The 18,049-nt window shown below is 71.6% G+C and carries 16 protein-coding genes and 2 pseudogenes; 15 read left to right on the top strand and 3 right to left on the bottom strand.

The genetic code is table 11. The annotated features are described in order from the left end of the window. Window positions 1–195 precede the first annotated feature (195 nt). Entirely contained in the window at window positions 196–768 is a 573-nt protein-coding gene (locus ABZV31_RS22365; protein ID WP_355896532.1) for an XRE family transcriptional regulator, read from the bottom strand. Window positions 769–845: 77 nt separating this feature from the next. Here ABZV31_RS22365 and ABZV31_RS22360 point away from each other — a divergent pair. The 9 genes and pseudogenes from ABZV31_RS22360 to ABZV31_RS22320 all read left to right on the top strand — a co-directional run bounded on the left by ABZV31_RS22360 (window position 846) and on the right by ABZV31_RS22320 (window position 9,360). Continuing rightward, window positions 846–1,842: pseudogene (locus tag ABZV31_RS22360) on the top strand (NAD(P)/FAD-dependent oxidoreductase). A 29-nt stretch (window positions 1,843–1,871) separates the two neighbouring features. Further along, window positions 1,872–3,410: an ATP-dependent DNA ligase gene (locus ABZV31_RS22355; RefSeq protein WP_355896530.1), complete on the top strand. Its 1,539-nt coding sequence runs from the start codon at window positions 1,872–1,874 to the stop codon at window positions 3,408–3,410. Further along, window positions 3,407–3,880 carry an NUDIX domain-containing protein gene (locus tag ABZV31_RS22350; RefSeq protein ID WP_355896527.1) on the top strand — a complete coding sequence of 158 codons (474 nt, stop codon included), beginning with the start codon at window positions 3,407–3,409 and terminating at the stop codon, window positions 3,878–3,880. The genes ABZV31_RS22355 and ABZV31_RS22350 overlap by 4 nt, the downstream gene beginning before the upstream one ends. A gap of 75 nt (window positions 3,881–3,955) precedes the next feature. Continuing rightward, window positions 3,956–5,341 (top strand): NADP-dependent succinic semialdehyde dehydrogenase, encoded by a 1,386-nt coding sequence (locus tag ABZV31_RS22345; protein ID WP_355896524.1) that lies wholly within the window; start codon window positions 3,956–3,958, stop codon window positions 5,339–5,341. 25 nt (window positions 5,342–5,366) lie between these two features. Further along, complete coding sequence (locus ABZV31_RS22340) at window positions 5,367–5,603, top strand: DUF6213 family protein (RefSeq protein ID WP_355896521.1); 237 nt, start codon at window positions 5,367–5,369, stop codon at window positions 5,601–5,603. 144 nt (window positions 5,604–5,747) lie between these two features. Next, entirely contained in the window at window positions 5,748–5,975 is a 228-nt protein-coding gene (locus tag ABZV31_RS22335) for a hypothetical protein (protein WP_355896519.1), read from the top strand. 547 nt (window positions 5,976–6,522) lie between these two features. After that, window positions 6,523–7,596, top strand: a pseudogene (locus ABZV31_RS22330) (type III polyketide synthase); the annotation flags it as partial. Then, complete coding sequence (locus tag ABZV31_RS22325; RefSeq protein WP_355896516.1) at window positions 7,593–8,807, top strand: cytochrome P450; 1,215 nt, start codon at window positions 7,593–7,595, stop codon at window positions 8,805–8,807. The pseudogene ABZV31_RS22330 and the gene ABZV31_RS22325, both read left to right, overlap by 4 nt. A gap of 7 nt (window positions 8,808–8,814) precedes the next feature. After that, entirely contained in the window at window positions 8,815–9,360 is a 546-nt protein-coding gene (locus ABZV31_RS22320) for a cupin domain-containing protein (protein ID WP_355896513.1), read from the top strand. On the opposite strand, the gene ABZV31_RS22315 is transcribed toward ABZV31_RS22320, so the two are convergent. Further along, window positions 9,357–10,583, bottom strand: coding sequence for an acyl-CoA dehydrogenase family protein (locus tag ABZV31_RS22315; RefSeq protein WP_355896510.1), 1,227 nt, complete (start codon window positions 10,581–10,583; stop codon window positions 9,357–9,359). The genes ABZV31_RS22320 and ABZV31_RS22315 overlap by 4 nt on opposite strands. Before the next feature lie 169 nt (window positions 10,584–10,752). Between ABZV31_RS22315 and ABZV31_RS22310 the strand changes: the two genes are divergently transcribed. Continuing rightward, a complete protein-coding gene (locus tag ABZV31_RS22310) occupies window positions 10,753–11,394 on the top strand; it encodes a TetR family transcriptional regulator (RefSeq protein ID WP_355896507.1) in 642 nt (213 codons plus the stop codon). A 52-nt stretch (window positions 11,395–11,446) separates the two neighbouring features. Here ABZV31_RS22310 and def read toward each other — a convergent pair whose 3' ends face one another. After that, on the bottom strand, window positions 11,447–11,992 hold the full coding sequence (def, locus tag ABZV31_RS22305) for a peptide deformylase (protein WP_355896504.1): 546 nt from the start codon (window positions 11,990–11,992) through the stop codon (window positions 11,447–11,449). Between the two features lie 159 nt (window positions 11,993–12,151). Between def and ABZV31_RS22300 the strand changes: the two genes are divergently transcribed. The 5 genes from ABZV31_RS22300 (at window position 12,152) to ABZV31_RS22280 (ending at window position 18,043) form a co-directional block, all read left to right on the top strand. Continuing rightward, window positions 12,152–13,390: a MurT ligase domain-containing protein gene (locus ABZV31_RS22300; protein ID WP_355896501.1), complete on the top strand. Its 1,239-nt coding sequence runs from the start codon at window positions 12,152–12,154 to the stop codon at window positions 13,388–13,390. A gap of 20 nt (window positions 13,391–13,410) precedes the next feature. Further along, the gene (locus tag ABZV31_RS22295) at window positions 13,411–14,139 is read left to right on the top strand and encodes a glutamine amidotransferase (protein ID WP_355896498.1); all 729 of its coding nucleotides are present in this window, start codon (window positions 13,411–13,413) and stop codon (window positions 14,137–14,139) included. Window positions 14,140–14,382: 243 nt separating this feature from the next. Next, on the top strand, window positions 14,383–15,408 hold the full coding sequence (locus ABZV31_RS22290; RefSeq protein WP_355896495.1) for a 6-phosphofructokinase: 1,026 nt from the start codon (window positions 14,383–14,385) through the stop codon (window positions 15,406–15,408). 106 nt (window positions 15,409–15,514) lie between these two features. Beyond that, the gene (locus ABZV31_RS22285; protein ID WP_355896493.1) at window positions 15,515–16,465 is read left to right on the top strand and encodes a cytochrome c oxidase assembly protein; all 951 of its coding nucleotides are present in this window, start codon (window positions 15,515–15,517) and stop codon (window positions 16,463–16,465) included. A 30-nt stretch (window positions 16,466–16,495) separates the two neighbouring features. Continuing rightward, the gene (locus ABZV31_RS22280) at window positions 16,496–18,043 is read left to right on the top strand and encodes a DUF6777 domain-containing protein (protein ID WP_355896490.1); all 1,548 of its coding nucleotides are present in this window, start codon (window positions 16,496–16,498) and stop codon (window positions 18,041–18,043) included. Window positions 18,044–18,049: the final 6 nt, after the last annotated feature.

Raw genomic sequence — 18,049 nt, 5'->3', positions numbered from 1 at the left:
CCGCCCCGGCCCCGCCGCCCGCCCGAGCCTCGCCCCACGTCACGCACGCCTGGGCCGCCCCCGTCCCGGCCCCGCCGCACGCCCCGGCCCCGCCGCACGCCCGAGCCTCGCCCCACGTCACACACGCCTGGGCCGCCCCCGTCCCGGCCCCGCCGCACGCCCCGGCCCCGCCGCCCGCCCGAGCCCCGCCGCACGTCACACACGCCTGGGCCGCGCTCGTACGTGCATCCGCTCGCCCTGCGGCCCGAACAGGCTCAGGAACTCCACGGGTCCCTCCCCCGTCGACCCGAACCAGTGCGGCACCCGGGTGTCGAACTCGGCCGCCTCTCCCGCGGTCAGCACCACATCGTGCCGGCCCAGCACCAGCCGCAGCCGCCCGGACAGCACGTACAGCCACTCGTAGCCCTCGTGCGCGCGCGGGTCCGGCTCGAGCCGGCGCTGTGGCTCCAGCACCTTGAAGGCCTGCAGGCCTCCGGGCTGCCGGGTCAGCGGCCAGTGGGTACGGCCGTGCCGCACGATCGGCTTGGCGCGCACCCGAGGGTCCCCAACCGGCGGGGCGCCGACCAGTTCGTCCAGGGGCACCTGGTGGGCCTGTGCGATCGGCAGCAGCAGTTCGAGGCTGGGTTTGCGCAGGCCCGACTCCAGGCGCGAGAGGGTGCTGACGGAGATGCCGGTCGCCTCGGACAGGGCGGCCAGGGTCACCTCCCGCTCCTTCCGGATCCGCCGCAGCCTCGGGCCCACGTCCGCCAGAACGTCGTCGGTACTCATGCCCGTATTGCAGATTCGGCAAAGATGTTTGTCAATCCGGCACCGGGCGGGCGACCTTCTCGGTGGAGGTGGTCACCATGACCGAGAAGTACGAGGCCGTCGTCGTCGGCGGCGGTGCGGCCGGGCTGTCGGCCGCGCTGGTCCTCGGCCGGGCTGTCGGCCGCGCTGGTCCTCGGCCGGGCCCGGCGTCGCACGCTGGTCGTCGAGGCGGGGGAGCCGCGGAACGCGCCCGCCGCGCACATGCAGGGCTTTCTGTCGCGGGACGGCATGCCGCCCGCCGAGTTCCTCGCCGTCGGCCACGAGGAGATCGCCCGGTACGGCGTCGAGCTGGTCCGGGACCGGGCCGTGCACGCCGTCCGGAGCACGGACGGGGAGTTCACCGTGACGTTGGCGGGCGGGCGAACCGTGCACGCCCGGCGGATCGTCGTCGCCACCGGGCTGAAGGACGAGCTGCCCGCGGTCCCGGGTGTCGCCGAGCGCTTCGGCCGGGATGTGCTGCACTGCCCGTACTGCCACGGCTGGGAGGTCCGCGACCAGGCCTTCGGCGTGCTCGCCGCCACCCCGATGAGCGTGCACCAGGCGCTGATGGTGACCCAGTGGTCCAAGGACGTGACCTTCTTCCTGCACGAGGTCGCCGAGGAGGAGCTGTCCGACGACGACCTGCGCAGGCTGGACGCGGCCGGGGTCGACGTGGTGCCGGGCGAGGTGGCGGGACTGGTCGTCGACGACGACCGGCTCACCGGGGTCGGGCTCGCGGACGGAACGACGTACGACCGCGAGGTGCTGTTCGTGGCGCTGCGCGCCGTGCCGTAGACCGACCTGCTCGCGCAGCTGGGCGCCGAGCTGCGCGAGACGCCGTTCGGCAGGTACCCCGTGGTCGACGAGCGGGGCCTGACGACCGTGCCGGGCGTGTGGGCGGCGGGCAACGCCGCCGGTTTCGCGGAGCAGGTCGTGAACGCGGCGAGCCGCGGCTACCGCGCCGGGGCGGCGATCAACGGCGACCTGCTCTTCGCCGATCTGGACGCGGCCGTCGGGGCGGCGAGCGCCGAGCCCGGCGCCGCCGCCCGGGTGTAGACCGCCGTCCTCCGTTGCACCATGGCTGCATGCTGCTAGCCCGGCTGGCCCAGGTGTCCCAGGAGGTCGCCGCGACCTCGGCGCGGTCCCGGAAGATCGCTCTGCTCGCGGAGCTGTTCCGGGACGCCGAGGCGGACGACGTGCCGATCGTCATTCCGTATCTGGCGGGGCGGCTGCCGCAGGGGCGGCTCGGCGTCGGCTGGAAGGTGCTCGGCCGCCGTGTCGCCCCGGCCGTCGAGCCCTCGCTCACAGTGCGCGAGGTGGACGCCCGGCTCACCGAGCTCGGCAAGGTCTCCGGCGCCGGATCGCAGGCCGAACGGGCACGGATCGTCGGTGAGTTGATGGGCGCGGCCACCGAGGACGAGCAACGGTTCCTGCTCGGCCTGCTCACTGGCGAGGTCCGGCAGGGCGCCCTGGACGCCATCGCCGTGGAGGGCCTGGCCGCGGCGACCGGCGGGCCCCCGGCGGACGTGCGGCGGGCGGTGATGCTGGCCGGGTCGCTGCAGACGGTGGCTCAGGCCCTGCTCACGGACGGCCCGCCGGCGCTGGACCGCTTCCGGCTCACCGTCGGCCGCCCGGTCCTGCCGATGCTGGCGCACAGCGCCTCCTCGGTGACCGAGGCGGTCGACAGGCTCGGGGCGTGCGCGGTGGAGGAGAAGCTGGACGGCATCCGGGTGCAGGTCCACCGGGACGGCGACGCCGTGCGGATCTACACGCGCACCCTGGACGACATCACCGACCGCCTGCCCGAACTCACCTCGGCCGCCCTGGAGATGAACGGTGAACGGTTCGTCCTGGACGGCGAGGTCATCTCCTTCGGCGCGGACGGGCGCCCGCGCTCCTTCCAGGAGATCGCCGGGCGTGTCGGCTCGCGCGTGGACGTGGCCACCGCCGCCGAGGCGGTCCCCGTCTCCCCCGTCTTCTTCGACGCCCTGTCGGTCGACGATCACGACCTGCTGGACCTGCCGTTCACCGAGCGGCACGCCGAGCTGGCCCGGCTGGTCCCCGAGCCGATGCGAGTGCGCCGCGCGCTGGTGGCCGGGCCGGACGAGGTCGCCGGGGCCGAGCGGTTCCTCGCCGACACGCTGAAGCGCGGCCACGAGGGCGTCGTCGTCAAGGCCCTCGAGGCCCCTTACAGCGCGGGCCGGCGCGGCGCCTCCTGGCTGAAGGTCAAGCCCGTGCACACCCTCGACCTCGTCGTCCTGGCCGCCGAGTGGGGCCACGGCCGCCGCACCGGCAAGCTCTCCAACCTGCACCTGGGGGCCCGCACCGCTGACGGCGGCTTCGCCATGCTCGGCAAGACCTTCAAGGGCATGACCGACGCGATGCTGGCCTGGCAGACCGAGCGCCTCCAGGAGCTGTCCGTGGAGGACAACGGCTGGGTGGTGACCGTTCGCCCCGAACTTGTCGTCGAGATCGCCTACGACGGCCTGCAGAAGTCGTCGCGCTACCCGGCCGGCGTCACCCTCCGCTTCGCCCGGGTCGTGCGTTACCGCGAGGACAAACGCCCGGAGGAGGCCGACACGGTGGAGACGCTGCTGGCCGCGCACCCGGAGGTGAAGCCATGAGCGACAAGCGGCAGAGGCGGAGCGCGGGCCTGCTGCTCTTCCGGCGCAGCAACCACGGCCTGGAGGTGCTCCTCGGCCACATGGGCGGCCCCTTCTTCGCCCAGCGGGACGCGGGAGCCTGGACCGTACCGAAGGGCGAGTACGAGCCCCGCGAAACCGCCTGGGAGGCCGCCCGCCGCGAGTTCCAGGAGGAGCTGGGACTTCCCCCGCCCGACGGCGAGGCCGTGCCGCTCGGCGAGGTCCGGCAGACCAACGGCAAGATCGTCACGGCGTGGGCGGTCGAGGCCGACCTCGACCCGGCGACGATCAACCCCGGCACGTTCCGGATGGAGTGGCCGCCGGGGTCGGGGCGGACGCAGGAGTTCCCGGAGCTCGACCGCGTGGAGTGGTTCGGCCTCGACCGGGCCCGTGAGGTGATCATCCAGGCGCAGGCGGCGTTTCTCGACCGGCTGGCGGAGCACTCGCTCTGACGAGACGCTCACGCGTTGCGGTCGCCACCGTGGCGCGGGAAGGTCGTATCACAGCCCGCTCCGAGGGAGGCGGTCATGCCCATCGCAACGGTGAACCCGGCGAACGGCGAGACGCTCAAGACGTACGAGGCCATGGGCGAGGAGGAGATCGAGCGCCGGCTCCAGCTCGCGGAGGCCACGTTCCGCACGTACCGGACGACGACGTTCGCCGAGCGCGCCCGCCGGATGAACAAGGCCGCCGACCTCCTCGACGAGGACCAGCAGGAGATCGGCCGTGTCATGACCACCGAGATGGGCAAGCCGGTCAAGCAGGCCCGCGCGGAGGCCACGAAGTGCGCCAAGGCGATGCGCTGGTACGCGGAGCACGCCGAGGAGCTGCTCGCCGACGAGGAGCCCGCGGAGTACGACGTGAAGGATTCCGGCGCCTCCCGGGTCCGCGTGCGCTACCGGCCGCTCGGCCCGGTGCTCGCGGTGATGCCCTGGAACTTCCCGCTGTGGCAGGTGATCCGCTTCGCGGCGCCCGCGCTGATGGCGGGCAACGTCGGCCTGCTCAAGCACGCCTCCAACGTGCCGCAGACCGCCCTGTACCTGGAGGACCTGTTCCACCGGGCGGGCTTCACCGAGGGCTGCTTCCAGACCCTGCTGATCGGCTCCGGGGCGGTCGACGGCATCCTGCGCGACGAGCGCGTGAAGGCGGCCACGCTCACCGGCAGCGAGCCCGCGGGGCGGGCGGTCGCCTCCACCGCCGGGGAGATGGTCAAGAAGACGGTGCTGGAGCTGGGCGGCAGCGACCCGTTCGTCGTGATGCCCTCCGCCGACATCGACCGGGCCGCCCGGGTCGCGGTGATCGCGCGGGTGCAGAACAACGGGCAGTCGTGCATCGCCGCCAAGCGGTTCATCGTGCACACGGACGTGTACGACGCCTTCGCCGAGCGTTTCGTGCAGAGCATGAAGGCGCTGAAGGTCGGCGACCCCACGCAGGAGGACACGGAGGTCGGGCCGCTCTCCAGCGAGCGGGGGCGGGCCGACCTGGAGGAGCTGGTCGACGACGCCAGGCGCAGCGGCGCGGCCGTGCTGTGCGGCGGGGAGCGGCCCGACTGGCCCGGTTGGTACTACCCGCCGACCGTCCTCACGGGCATCACCCGCGAGATGCGCATCCACCGCGAGGAGGCCTTCGGGCCGGTCGCCACGCTGTACCGGGCGGCCGATCTGGACGAGGCGGTGCTCATCGCCAACGACTCGCCGTTCGGACTGAGTTCGAACGTGTGGACGCGCGACGAGAACGAGGTCGACCGGTTCGTCCGGGACCTGGAGGCGGGCGGCGTGTACGTCAACGGGATGACGGCCTCCCACCCGGGGTTCCCGTTCGGCGGGGTCAAGCGGTCGGGCTACGGGCGTGAGCTGTCCGGGCACGGAATCCGCGAGTTCTGCAACATCACCACCGTATGGCACGGAGCGTGAGGCTTCCGCGGCTACGATCCCCTTTGTGAACCGCGAAGTGACTCTGCCTCTGATCGTCGACGACCGCGGCACGTTGCAGGTGGCGGCCGCCGACGTCAGCAAGCTGCTGCGCACGGTGGGCGGCCGGTGGCTGCGGCTGGTGGAGGTTGGCCAGGAGGGCCTCGACGAGGACACCGTCGCGGCCCTGACCATTGAACTGGCCAAGCTGGCCGACCGCATCGACGTGGCCTGCATCGCGCACAGCAGTGGGACGACCGGGTAGGGCCGCGCCGCAGGAGGTGCCGTGCTGCCGTCTGCGGGCCGTAAGTGGTTGCTCGCGCAGTTCCCCGCGCCCCTGGGGGGTCTCCTGGTCCAGCGCCCACAGGGTCTGCCAGAACATCGACTCGTAGCTCTGCAGCAGACGTCCGTGGCGGTGCACGAGGGCCTCGTCCACGTGCCCGGCGTCCAGGCCCTCCTGTACGGCCGCGATCGCCTTGTGCTCCAGTTCGGGCGCGGGCTCGGCGAAGAAGTCGAAGAAGCCGCAGGCCGCGTCGGCGAAGCCGTAGTGGCGGCGCAGGGCCTCGGCGATGGTCGCGCAGTAGCCGCCCCACGCGGCGAAGTTGGCGCTCAGCGCGAGGACCACGTCGGCCGGTGAGCCGTTGAGGGCGAGCCAGGCGACGTGGGCGGGGTAGGCCTGGCAGCCGGCCAGCGGCTCGTACGCGGCCGTCCGCGCCTCGTCCACGCCGCACGCCGCGGCGAATGCCTCCAGCCGCTGTCCCGCCAGCGCCTCGCCCTCGGCGAGCGCGGCGAAGAACGCGGCGGTCTCCGGCCGGCCGTCCGCGCGTTCCGCCAGGTGCAGGAAGGAGCGCCGGTCGGCGGCGATCATCCACCGCTGCTCGAGGGCGAGCGCGGCGAGCGTGTTACGGCTCGCCGCACCCCGTGCGACCAGCGGCAGAAGCCGGTTGGCCTGCGGTTCCGGCACGAATTTTCCGGTGGTCGTCTCCAGCAGTTCCCTCGCCGTGGGGGTCGCGTCCTCCGTCGGATCGGTGGTGCGGGTGCTGTCCGGCCCCTACCCGTTGTCCCCGATTTGGAGTAGTCCCGCGAGAGATCATCGCCCTCCCGGGTGATCGTGGGTGGTGCGCCCCTTCTGGGTGCGCACCCTCTGACCGGGGGGCTACCGGCCTTCCGGAAGGCGAAAGCAGGCACGGCTCATGGCGACTTTGTGCAGACCTTCGGTGTCCGTTCCAGAGCACGTGATCACGATGGAGGAAACGCTGGAGCTCGCGCGCTCCCGCCACGCGGACCACCCGCAACTCCCGCTGGCCCTCCGGCTGATCGAGAACACCGGCGTGCGTACCCGGCACATCGTGCAGCCCATCGAGGAGACCCTCAAGCACCCGGGCTTCGAGGCACGCAACAAGACCTACGAGGCCGAGGCGAAGGCCCGGGTCCCCGCGGTGATCCAGCGCGCGCTCGACGACGCCGAGCTCCTGACCACGGACATCGATGTGATCATCTACGTCTCGTGCACGGGCTTCATGATGCCCTCGCTCACGGCGTGGCTGATCAACGAGATGGCCTTCGACAGCACCACCCGTCAGATACCCATAGCCCAGCTGGGCTGTGCGGCCGGCGGAGCGGCGATCAACCGGGCCCACGACTTCTGCACGGCCTACCCGGACGGCAACGCGCTCATCGTGGCCTGCGAGTTCTGCTCGCTGTGCTACCAGCCCACCGACATCGGCATCGGCTCCCTGCTCTCCAACGGCCTGTTCGGCGACGGCATCGCCGCCGCCGTGGTCCGCGGCACGGGCGGCACCGGCGTCAAACTCGAGCGCAACGGCTCGTACCTGATCCCCAAGACCGAAGAGTGGATCATGTACGACGTCCGGGAGACGGGCTTCCACTTCCTGCTGGACAAGCGGGTGCCCGCCACGATGGAGCCGCTCGCGCCGGCCCTGCAGGACCTCGCCGGCGTGCACGGCTGGGACGCGTCCGACCTGGACTTCTACATCATCCACGCGGGCGGGCCCCGCATCCTGGACGACCTCAGCAAGTTCCTGCAGGTCGAGCCGCACGCGTTCCGGTTCAGCCGGGCCACGCTCACCGAGTACGGCAACATCGCCAGCGCCGTCGTTCTGGACGCGCTGCGCCGGCTGTTCGACGAGGGCGGCGCCGAGCACCGGGCGCGCGGGCTGCTCGCCGGGTTCGGTCCCGGCATCACCGCGGAAATGTCCCTCGGCCGCTGGCACTGTGCGGACGGAGGGGCGGCATGACCGAGGAGACGCTCACCGAGACCCTGTGCCCGGTCCGGCAGTGGCCGGTGCTCGACCTGACCGGCGTGGACTTCGACCCGGTCCTGACGGAGCTGATGGAAGAGGGCCCGGTCACCCGCGTCGAGCTGCCCAAAGGCGAGGGCTGGGCCTGGCTGGTCACCCGCTACGACGACGTGCGCATGGTGACCAACGACCCCCGCTTCAGCCGCGAGGCGGTGATGGACGGGCAGGCCACCAGGCTCGCCCCGCACTTCATCCCGACCCGCGGCGCGGTCGGCTTCCTGGACCCGCCCGACCACACCCGGCTGCGCCGCTCGGTCGCCGCCGCGTTCACGGCGCGCGGCGTCGAGCGGGTGCGGGAGAACTCCCGGCGGATACTGGACGAACTGGTCGACGAACTCCTCCAGGACGGTCCGCCCGCCGACCTCACCGCGGCGGTGCTGAGCCCCTTCCCGATCGCGGTGATCTGCGAGCTGATGGGCGTGCCGGCCGCCGACCGGCAGAGGATGCACGCCTGGACCCAGCTGATCCTGTCCTCCGCGCACGGCGCCACGGTCAGTGAGAAGGCCAAGGACGAGATGGGCGCGTACTTGGCCGGTCTCATCGGCTCGCGCGAGGGCAGCACGGACGAGGACGTCACCTCGCTGCTCGGTGCCGGCGTGGGCCGCGGCGAGATCACGCTGGAGGAGGCCGTCGGGCTCGCGGTGCTCCTCCAGATCGGCGGCGAGGCGGTCACCAACAACAGCGGGCAGATGTTCTACATCCTGCTGACCCGCCCGGAGCTGGCCGAACGGCTGCGGGAGGAGCCGGAGATCCGCCCCCAGGCCATCGACGAGCTGCTGCGCTACATCCCGCACCGCAACGCGGTCGGCCTGTCCCGGATCGCCATGGACGACGTGGAGATCAAGGGCGTGCGGATCCGGGCGGGCGAGACGGTCTACGTGTCGTACCTGGCCGCCAACCGGGACCCGGACGTCTTCCCGGACCCCGAGACGATCGACTTCTCGCGCAGCCCGAACCCGCGTGTGTCGTTCGGCTTCGGCCCGCACGACTGCCCCGGCGGGCAGCTGGCCAGGCTGGAGTCGCAGCTGCTGGTCGACGCGCTGCTGGACCGCGTGCCGGGGTTGAAGCTCGCGGTGCCGCCGGGTGAGGTGCCCTTCAGAAAGGGCGTGCTGATCCGCCGGCCCGAGGCCCTGCCCGTGACGTGGTGAGCCTGCGATGACGGCAACCAATGAGTCTCCGACGACCGCGGCCGAGGGACTGCACGTGCCGCCGGGCCACGGCCGCGTCGTCGAGACACCCGCCCAGCGCGTGACGTTCAAGGTGACCGGCTCGCACTCGCGGATGGCCTCCACCTTCGAGGTGCAGGTCCCGCCGGGCTTCGACGTCGGCGCCCATGTCCACACGCGCAGCGAGGAGTTGTTCTACGTGCTCGAAGGCGAGCTGGACGTGCTCGCCTTCGAGCCGCGCGTCCGGACCCCGGACAACTGGCAGAGCTGGGAATCCGGTTCGGGCAACCGGGTGGTGCGGGCGACACCCGGCACGATCATCGTCGTCCCGCCCGGCTGCCCCCACGCGTTCGCGAACCCGACGGACACCCCGGCAAGGATGTTCTTCCAGGCGTCCCCGCCACCGCATCACGAGCGGTACTTCGAGGAGTTGCTGGAGATCCTGGGCAACGGGGGCCCGCCGGACCACGCGGCGATCGAGGAATTGCGGGCGAGGTACGACATCGAGCAGCTGACGCCGCTCCGGCATCGTTAACGAATCGGCATCCCCGAGATCGTCCGGGAGATCACCAGCCGCTGGATCTCGCTCGTGCCCTCAAAGATCGTGTAGATCGCGGCGTCGCGGTGCATGCGCTCGACCGGGTACTCCCGGGTGTAGCCGTTGCCGCCCAGGATCTGGATCGCCTGGGCGGTGACCTTCTTGGCGGTCTCGCTGGCGAACAGCTTCGACATCGACCCCTCGGCCGCCGTGAACGGCTTGCCGTTGATCGCCATCCACGAGGCGCGCCACACCAGCAGGCGGGCGGCGTCGATCTGCGTGCGCATGTCCGCGAGCTGGAAGGCGACGCCCTGGTTGTCGATGATCGGGCGGCCGAACTGCTCGCGGGTCCTGGCGTAGTCGAGGGCGACCTCGTAGGCGGCCCGGGCGGTGCCCACCGCCATCGCGCCGACCGCCGGCCGGGAGGCCTCGAACGTGGCCATCGCCGCGTTCTTGACCCGCTCGCCGCCCTTCTTCGCCTTCTCGCGGGCCCGGGCGAGGCGCTCGTCCAGCTTCTCCTTGCCGCCGAGCAGGCAGGAGCCGGGAACCCGCACGTTGTCCAGGATCACCTCGGCGGTGTGCGAGGCGCGGATACCGTGCTTCTTGAACTTCTGGCCCTGCGACAGCCCCGGCGTGTTCGGCGGGATGATGAAGGAGGCGTGGCCCTTGGAGCCGAGTTCCGGGTCGACCACGGCGACGACGACGTGGACGTTGGCGATGCCGCCGTTGGTCGCCCAGGTCTTCGTGCCGTTGATCACCCACTCGTCCTTGGCCTCGTCGTACACGGCACGCGTGCGCATGGAGGCCACGTCGGAGCCGGCGTCGGGCTCGGAGGAGCAGAAGGCGGCGACCTTGACGTCATTGGCGTCGCCGTACATCTGGGGGATCCAGGTGCCGATCTGCTCCTCGGTGCCGTTGGCGAGGACGCCGACGGCGGCCAGGCCGGTGCCCACGATGGACAGGGCGATGCCGGCGTCGCCCCAGAACAGCTCCTCCATGGCCATGGGGATGCCGAGGCCGGTGGGGTCGAAGTACTGCTGGGCGTAGAAGTCGAGGGAGTAGATGCCGACCTTCGCGGCCTCCTGGATGACCGGCCAGGGAGTCTCCTCACGCTCGTCCCATTCGGCGGCCGCCGGGCGGATCACGTCGGCGGCGAAGCCATGGAGCCAGTCCCGGACCTCCTTCTGTTCATCGTTGAGCTCCATGGTGAACTCGGCCATGTCCCCTCCAGCGGCGCACATGCGTGTTACTTGCGGTAACCCGAGTCTGTTACCGACGGGTAGGAAAAGTCAACTCCTGATGACCGGTCGGCAGCCCGTTCGATGTCCGAGGCATAGTCGGTGCTAGTTTGCGCAGGCGTCACCGAACCAGCACGGGTGGGGAGAGCTCATGGACACCACACAGCGGACCGATCAGCAGCGGTCCGCCGACCGCCGACGGCGCGAGCTGTTGGAGGCCGCCGACCGAGTGGTGCTGCGCGACGGCCCGCAGGCCTCGATGAACGCCATCGCCGCGGAGGCCGGCATCACCAAGCCGATCCTCTACCGTCACTTCGGTGACAAGGGGGGTCTGTACGCCGCTCTCGCCAAGCGGCACACCGACGCCCTGCTCGATTCGCTGCGGGCGGCGCTGGACGCGCCGGCGGACCGGCGCGAGCGGGTCGAGTCCACACTGGACACCTACCTCGCGGCGATCGAGGCACGTCCCCAGGTGTACCGGTTCCTGATGCATCCGGCGGAGGGCTCGCAGAGCGACCAGGGCTTCGACGTCGGCAAGCACTCGGCCCCGCTGCTGCGCCGTATGGGCGAGGAGCTCGCCCAGGTCATCGAGGAGCGGCTGGACCTCGGCCCGGACAGCCAGCAGCTGGCGCGGGTGTGGGGGCACGGGATCGTCGGCATGATGCATGCGGCGGGTGACTGGTGGCTGGGCGAACGGCCGTGTTCCCGGGCGGAGTTGGTGCGGAGTCTGGCCGACCTGTTGTGGGGACGGCTCGCGGCTGCGGGGGACAGGATGGGCGGCCCGGGATTCTAGCACCTGTCAGACCATTCCCGCCGGGCCCGCGACGCGAATTGTCAGACAGGCCCTAGCCCCGGCGGCTCCAGGGAGCCTTCGCCGCTTGCCTCAGCACCTTGCGCCTGCGCCACCCCGTGAGGTGATCCACATACAGGCGTCCCTCCAGATGGCCGTACTCGTGCTGCAGGCACCTGGCGAAGAACCCCGTGCCGTGCACGGTGACCGGCTCCCCGGTCACCGTGCAGCCCTCGACGACCGCCTGGTCGTACCGCTCCGTCCCGGCCTCCAGCCCCGGCAGGGACAGGCAGCCCTCGGGGCCGCGGACCACCACGCCGTCGGCCTGCACCAGCCGTGGGTTCACCACATGGCCCAGGTGACGTACGTCCTCGTCGTCCGGGCAGTCGTACACGAACACCCGCACCGGCTCGCCGATCTGGTTGGCGGCCAGGCCCACCCCCCGCGCCGCGTACATCGTGGCGAACAAGTCCTCCACGAGTGCCGCCAGTTCGGGGCCGAAGTCGGTGACCTCCCGGCACGGCTCGTGCAGCACCGCGTCGCCGAGCAGGGTCAGGGGCCGGACGCGCCCGCGGGCGCCCGGGATCGAGCCGTGTCGCATGGCGGCAAGGGTACGGTCCTACCGGACGCGCGAAGGGCGCGCGGGCGCCGTAGTGGTAACGGGAGTCGGGAGTGCGAATGGATCTCGATAGGCTGAGGTCCACACCACGTTGCCGGATGGCTTAAGGCGCGGCGCGTACGCAAGGAGGATCGAGAACTGATGGCAGGCAACTCGGACCCGCTCACGCCGCGGGCCAAGCTGGCCGTGACCGCGGGCAAGGCGGTCGCAGCGGCATCGCGCGCCGCGGGGCGCGGCAGCGGTTCGGTGATCGGCGGTCGGGTGGCCCTCAAGCTCGACCCCGACCTGCTCGGGCGGCTCGCCCAGAACCTGGACGTGATCCTGGTCTCGGCGACCAACGGCAAGACCACAACCACCCGGCTCATCGCCGAGGCCCTGCGGGCCGCAGGGCCGGTCGTCTCCAACGCGCTCGGCGCCAACATGCCCGCCGGCATCACCTCGGCGCTCGCGGGCGGCTCGGACGCGAAGTTCGGCGTGATCGAGGTCGACGAGAAGTACCTCGCGGGCGTCGCCCGGGACACCGACCCGAAGTGCATCGCGCTGCTCAACCTCTCCCGCGACCAGCTGGACCGCGCCGCCGAGACCCGCATGCTCGCGGAGAACTGGCGTGAGGGCCTGGCCGGCTCCAAGGCCGTCATCGTCGCCAACTGCGACGACCCGCTGGTGGTGTGGGCCGCGTCCTCCTGCCCCAACGTGATCTGGGTCGCCGCCGGGCAGATGTGGAAGGACGACGCCTGGTCCTGCCCGTCCTGCGGCGGTGTGATGCAGCGCCCGGGCAACGACTGGTACTGCGGCGAGTGCGGCTTCCGCCGCCCCACCCCGAGCTGGGCGCTGTCCGGCGACCACGTGCTCGACCCGCACGGCTCGGCCTGGCCGATCCACCTCCAGCTGCCGGGCCGCGCCAACAAGGCCAACGCCGCCTCCTCCGCGGCCGTCGCCGCCGTGTTCGGGGTCCCGCCGCAGGTCGCCCTGGAGCGGATGTACCAGGTGCAGGCGGTCGCCGGGCGCTACGACGTCGTCCAGTTCCAGGGCCGCGACCTGCGCCTGCTGCTGGCGAAGAACCCGGCCGGCTGGCTCGAGACGTTCTCCCTGATCGACCCGCCGCCCACCCCGGTGATCCTCTCCGTGAACGCGCGCAGCGCCGACGGCACCGACACGTCCTGGCTGTGGGATGTCGACTACACCCGCCTGACCGGCCACCCCCTCTTCGTGATCGGCGACCGGAAGCTGGACCTCGCCGTGCGTCTGGAGGTCGCGAACCAGCACTTCCAGGTCTGCGAGAACCTCGACCAGGCCGTGCAGACGGCCCCGCCGGGCCGGATCGAGGTCATCGCGAACTACACCGCGTTCCAGGACCTGCGCCGCCGCGTCGGCAACTGACCACGAAGGACGATCACTTCATGAGCGACAACAGCCTGCGTCTGGTGTGGATCTACCCGGACCTGCTGAGCACCTACGGCGACCAGGGCAACGCCCTCGTCGTGGAGCGCCGGGCCCGGCAGCGCGGCCTGGACGTGGCCCGGCTCGACGTGCGCAGCGACCAGCCGATCCCGACCTCCGGCGACATCTACCTGATCGGCGGCGGCGAGGACCGGCCGCAGCGGCTCGCGGCGGAGCGGCTGCGCCGCGACGGCGGCCTGCACAAGGCCGTGGAGAACGGCGCGATCGTCTTCTCCGTCTGCGCCGGCTACCAGATCCTCGGCCACGAGTTCATCAACGACCTCGGCCAGCGCGAGCCGGGCCTCGGCCTGCTCGACGTGGTGTCGGTGCGCGGCGAGGGCGAGCGGTGCGTCGGAGACGTCCTCGCGGACATCGACCCGCGCCTCGGCCTGCCCCCGCTGACCGGCTTCGAGAACCACCAGGGCGTCACCCACCTCGGGCCCACGGCCCGCCCCTTCGCCCAGGTCCGCCTGGGCAAGGGCAACGGCACCGGGGACGGCACGGAGGGCGCGTACAACGACACCGTCTTCGGCACGTACATGCACGGGCCCGTCCTGGCCCGCAACCCGCAGATCGCGGACCTGCTGCTGAAGCTGGCGCTCGACGTCAACGCCCTGCCGCCGATCGACGACCGCTGGTACGAGGCGCTGCGCAACGAGCGCATCGCGGCTGCGCAGCAGCCTGCGTAAACACGGCTGCGCAGCAGCCTGCGTGGACACAGCGGCGCGGCAACCTGCGTGACCTCCTCGTACACCTGCCTGTCGGCCTGACGTAACCAGCCCGTCTGGCGGCCCGTCCGCACAGGTGAGCGGCCCCGTCCAGCAGGCGGACGCACGATTCGGCCCCGCCCCCTGGTGCCGCTAGGGTGGCGGGGATCGAGCCGGACAGCGTTGTCCGGTCCCCGCGCCCACGTTGAGAAGGTTATTCGGGCTATGCGCATTGGTGTCCTCACGTCCGGCGGCGACTGCCCCGGCCTGAACGCCGTCATCCGGTCCGTCGTGCACCGTGCCGTCGCCGACCACGGCGACGAGGTCATCGGTTTCCGGGACGGCTGGAAGGGCCTCCTGGAGTGCGACTACCTCAAGCTCGACCTCGACGCGGTCAGCGGCATCCTGGCCCGCGGCGGCACCATCCTCGGCTCCTCCCGGGTCCGTCCCGAGCACCTGCGGGACGGTGTGGAGCGGGCCAGGGGCCATGTCGAGGAGCTCGGGCTCGACGCGATCATCCCGATCGGCGGCGAGGGCACGCTCAAGGCGGCCCGTCTGCTGTCGGACAACGGCCTGCCCATCGTCGGGGTGCCGAAGACCATCGACAACGACATCGCGGTCACGGACGTCACCTTCGGCTTCGACACGGCCGTGACCGTCGCCACCGAGGCCCTGGACCGCCTCAAGACCACCGCCGAGTCCCACCAGCGCGTCCTGATCGTGGAGGTCATGGGCCGCCACACCGGCTGGATCGCGCTGCACTCCGGCATGGCGGCCGGCGCCCACGCCATCGTCGTCCCCGAGCGCCCCTTCGACATCGAGGAGTTGGCGAAGAAGGTCGGCGAGCGCTTCGAGGCGGGCAAGCGGTTCGCGATCGTCGTGGCCGCGGAGGGCGCCAAGCCCAGGGCCGGGACGATGGACTTCGACGAGGGCGGCAAGGACATCTACGGTCACGAGCGGTTCGCCGGTGTCGCCCGCCAGCTCTCCCTGGAGCTGGAGCGGCGCCTCGGGAAGGAGGCCCGGCCGGTCATCCTCGGGCACGTCCAGCGCGGCGGCACGCCGACCGCGTACGACCGCGTCCTGGCCACCCGGTTCGGCTGGCACGCCGTGGAGGCCGTGCACCGCGGGGAGTTCGGCCGGATGACCGCGCTGCGCGGCACGGACATCGTGATGGTGTCGCTGGCGGAGGCGGTGGAGACGCTGAAGACGGTGCCGCAGGAGCGGTACACCGAGGCGGAGTGCGTCCTGTAGGGCGCTCGTGAGCTTCAGCCGCCCCCGGTCACAGCTGTGACCGGGGGCGGTTCTACCCTGGGTGCGGACAGACAGCGCTCAACCCCCACGAATCAGGAGCCGGCGGATGGATCACAGCGGGCACGGCATGACCATGGATCTGCCGCCGTTCACGCTGGGACGCGGTCTCGAGTGGTCGGCAGACCCCTTCTTCCTCATCGCCTGCCTCCTGGGGCTCGGCCTGTACGGCTGGGGCGTCGTGCGGCTGCGGCGACGCGGCGACGCCTGGCCGGTGGGCCGGACGGTCGCCTTCGTGGTGGGTGTGCTGACCGTCGGGCTCGTGATGTGCACCGCGCTCAACGACTACGGCATGGTCATGTTCAGCGTGCACATGGTCCAGCACATGATCATCAGCATGCTGTCGCCGATCCTGATCCTGCTGGGCGCCCCCATCACGCTGGCGCTGCGCGCGCTGCCGGTCGCGGGCAGGGGCCGCAAGGGGCCGCGCGAGCTCCTGCTGGCCGTGCTGCACAGCCGCTACATGCGGATCGTCACGCATCCCGCGTTCACCATCCCGCTGTTCATCGCGAGCCTGTACGCGCTGTACTTCACGCCGCTCTTCGACTTCCTCATGGGGTCCAAGGCGGGGCACATCGCGATGATGGTGCACTTCCTCGCGGTCGGCCTGGTGTTCTTCTGGCCGATCATGGGGGTGGACCCGGGTCCGAACCGGCCGGGCTATCTCATGCGGATGCTGGAGCTGTTCGCGGGCATGCCCTTCCACGCGTTCTTCGGCATCGCGCTGATGATGGCGACCACGCCCATGGTCGACACCTTCCGGCACCCGCCCGCCTCACTCGGCATCGACACGCTCTCCGACCAGAACGCGGCCGGCGGCATCGCCTGGGCGTTCAGTGAGATTCCGTCCGTGCTGGTGCTGCTCGCGCTGCTGTTCCAGTGGTACAGCTCCGAGCAGCGGCAGGCCAAGCGCGAGGACCGGGCCGCGGACCGCGACGGGGACAAGGAACTCGAGGCATACAACGCCTATTTGGCCTCACTCAACGCACGCGGGCGCTGAAAGGCCCTCTCTTCAGTAGCATGAAACGTGATGGGAAAACCGCCGGGGGGAGCGGTGATGACTTTTCGCGCGTTCATGCAGAGGGCGGGGAAATCGGCGATTCGGAACGTCGCCGTCCTGCTGGTTTTCGTTCTGGTTCTCGACGGGTGCAGCCGGGGCGCACAGGCGTTCGTGGTGAAGGCCGTCGCCGCGGGAGTTCCGTCGCTCGCGCCCTTCTTCGACGAGAGCCAGGGGCTGGCCCACGACGCCGCGGTCCGGTCGCAGCCGGTGCACAGCAGCCCGCAGCAGGGCGACACGCCCGGACTGTACGGCGGCACCAGAAAGCCGACGATCTGTGACGTCGCCCGGCTGAAGAAATTCCTCACCGATCCCGGGAATCACCGGAAGGCTCAGGCGTGGGCCGATGTGCTGGGAATCACCACCGATGAGATTCCCAGTTATCTGGACCGGCTCACTCCCGTTCTCCTGCGTCACGACACGCTCGTACAGAACCATGACTACAGGAAGGGAAAGGCAGCCCCGTTCAACTCACTGCTGCAGGCGGGAATCGCCGTTCTCGTGGACGAGCGGGGACTGCCCGCCGTGAAGTGCTCGTGCGGAAATCCGCTGCGGCCCTTCAAGGGCGACACGGGTCGGATTTCGGTCACGTTCGAGAACAGCAACAGGAAATGGCCGGGATACGACCGTGCCTCGGTGGTTTCCGTGCGGCCCGCGCCACGGAAGCAGGAGCGGCTCGCTCTCGTCGACGTCGACGACGCGGACGTGGGCATCAGCCGGCCGGTCGGCACGTCGGGACGGCGCGACTCCACGTTCGACGCCCGCGAGCGCCGCACCGTGCCCGGCCTCGTCGGGGCGACCTTCGGGGAGGCGAGCCGACGGCTGGCCGAGCGGGGGCTCGCGGTGGGGTACGACGGGAAGGGGCTGCCGCCGGACGACGCCAGGGTCACGGCGTCCGATCCGCCGGCGGGTACGAAGCTGCGGTTCGGGGAGTACGTGACGCTGAGCGTGACCGGCGGAACGAGGGCTGGAGCGACCACTCCACCGGGCACCACGGCCTCGGAGCCCGCGAAGGCGCCGCCGTCGTCGTCCGGGGGCGGGTCCGGGCCCTCGTCGTCCGGGGGCGGGTCCGGGCCCTCGTCGTCCGGGGGCGGGTCCGGGCCCTCGTCGTCCGGGGGCGGGTCCGGGCCGTCGTCCACCTCGCCGTCGCCCTCCGCGCCGTCGTCCGGTACGCCGTCCGGCGCGGAGCCCTCTGCCCCGAGCTCGCCGGCCGCCTCGGAGTCGCCTCGGTCGAGCGCTCCGGCCGCCTCACAGCGGCCTCCGTCGAGCGCGACGCCCACCGTCGGTCCGAGGACCGGCTCGCCACCGAAGACGACCGGCTCGCCTCCGAAGACCACCAGCGCGCCCCCGACGGCCACCAGCGCACCCCCGGCGAGCGCCCCGGTCACCAGCAGCGCACCGATCACCAGCGCCTCCGTGACCACCGCCCCCGCCGCCCCCGCCGCCGGCAAACCGGCGAGCGGCGCACCGGGCACGAGGGCGCCCGCGCCCGTCGGGCCCTCCGCGAACGCCACGACGTAGCACCCC

It is taken from the genome of Streptomyces sp. NPDC005202 (assembly GCF_040608235.1).
Lineage (GTDB): Bacteria > Actinomycetota > Actinomycetes > Streptomycetales > Streptomycetaceae > Streptomyces.
This window is presented reverse-complemented; position numbering and strand designations above follow the sequence as displayed.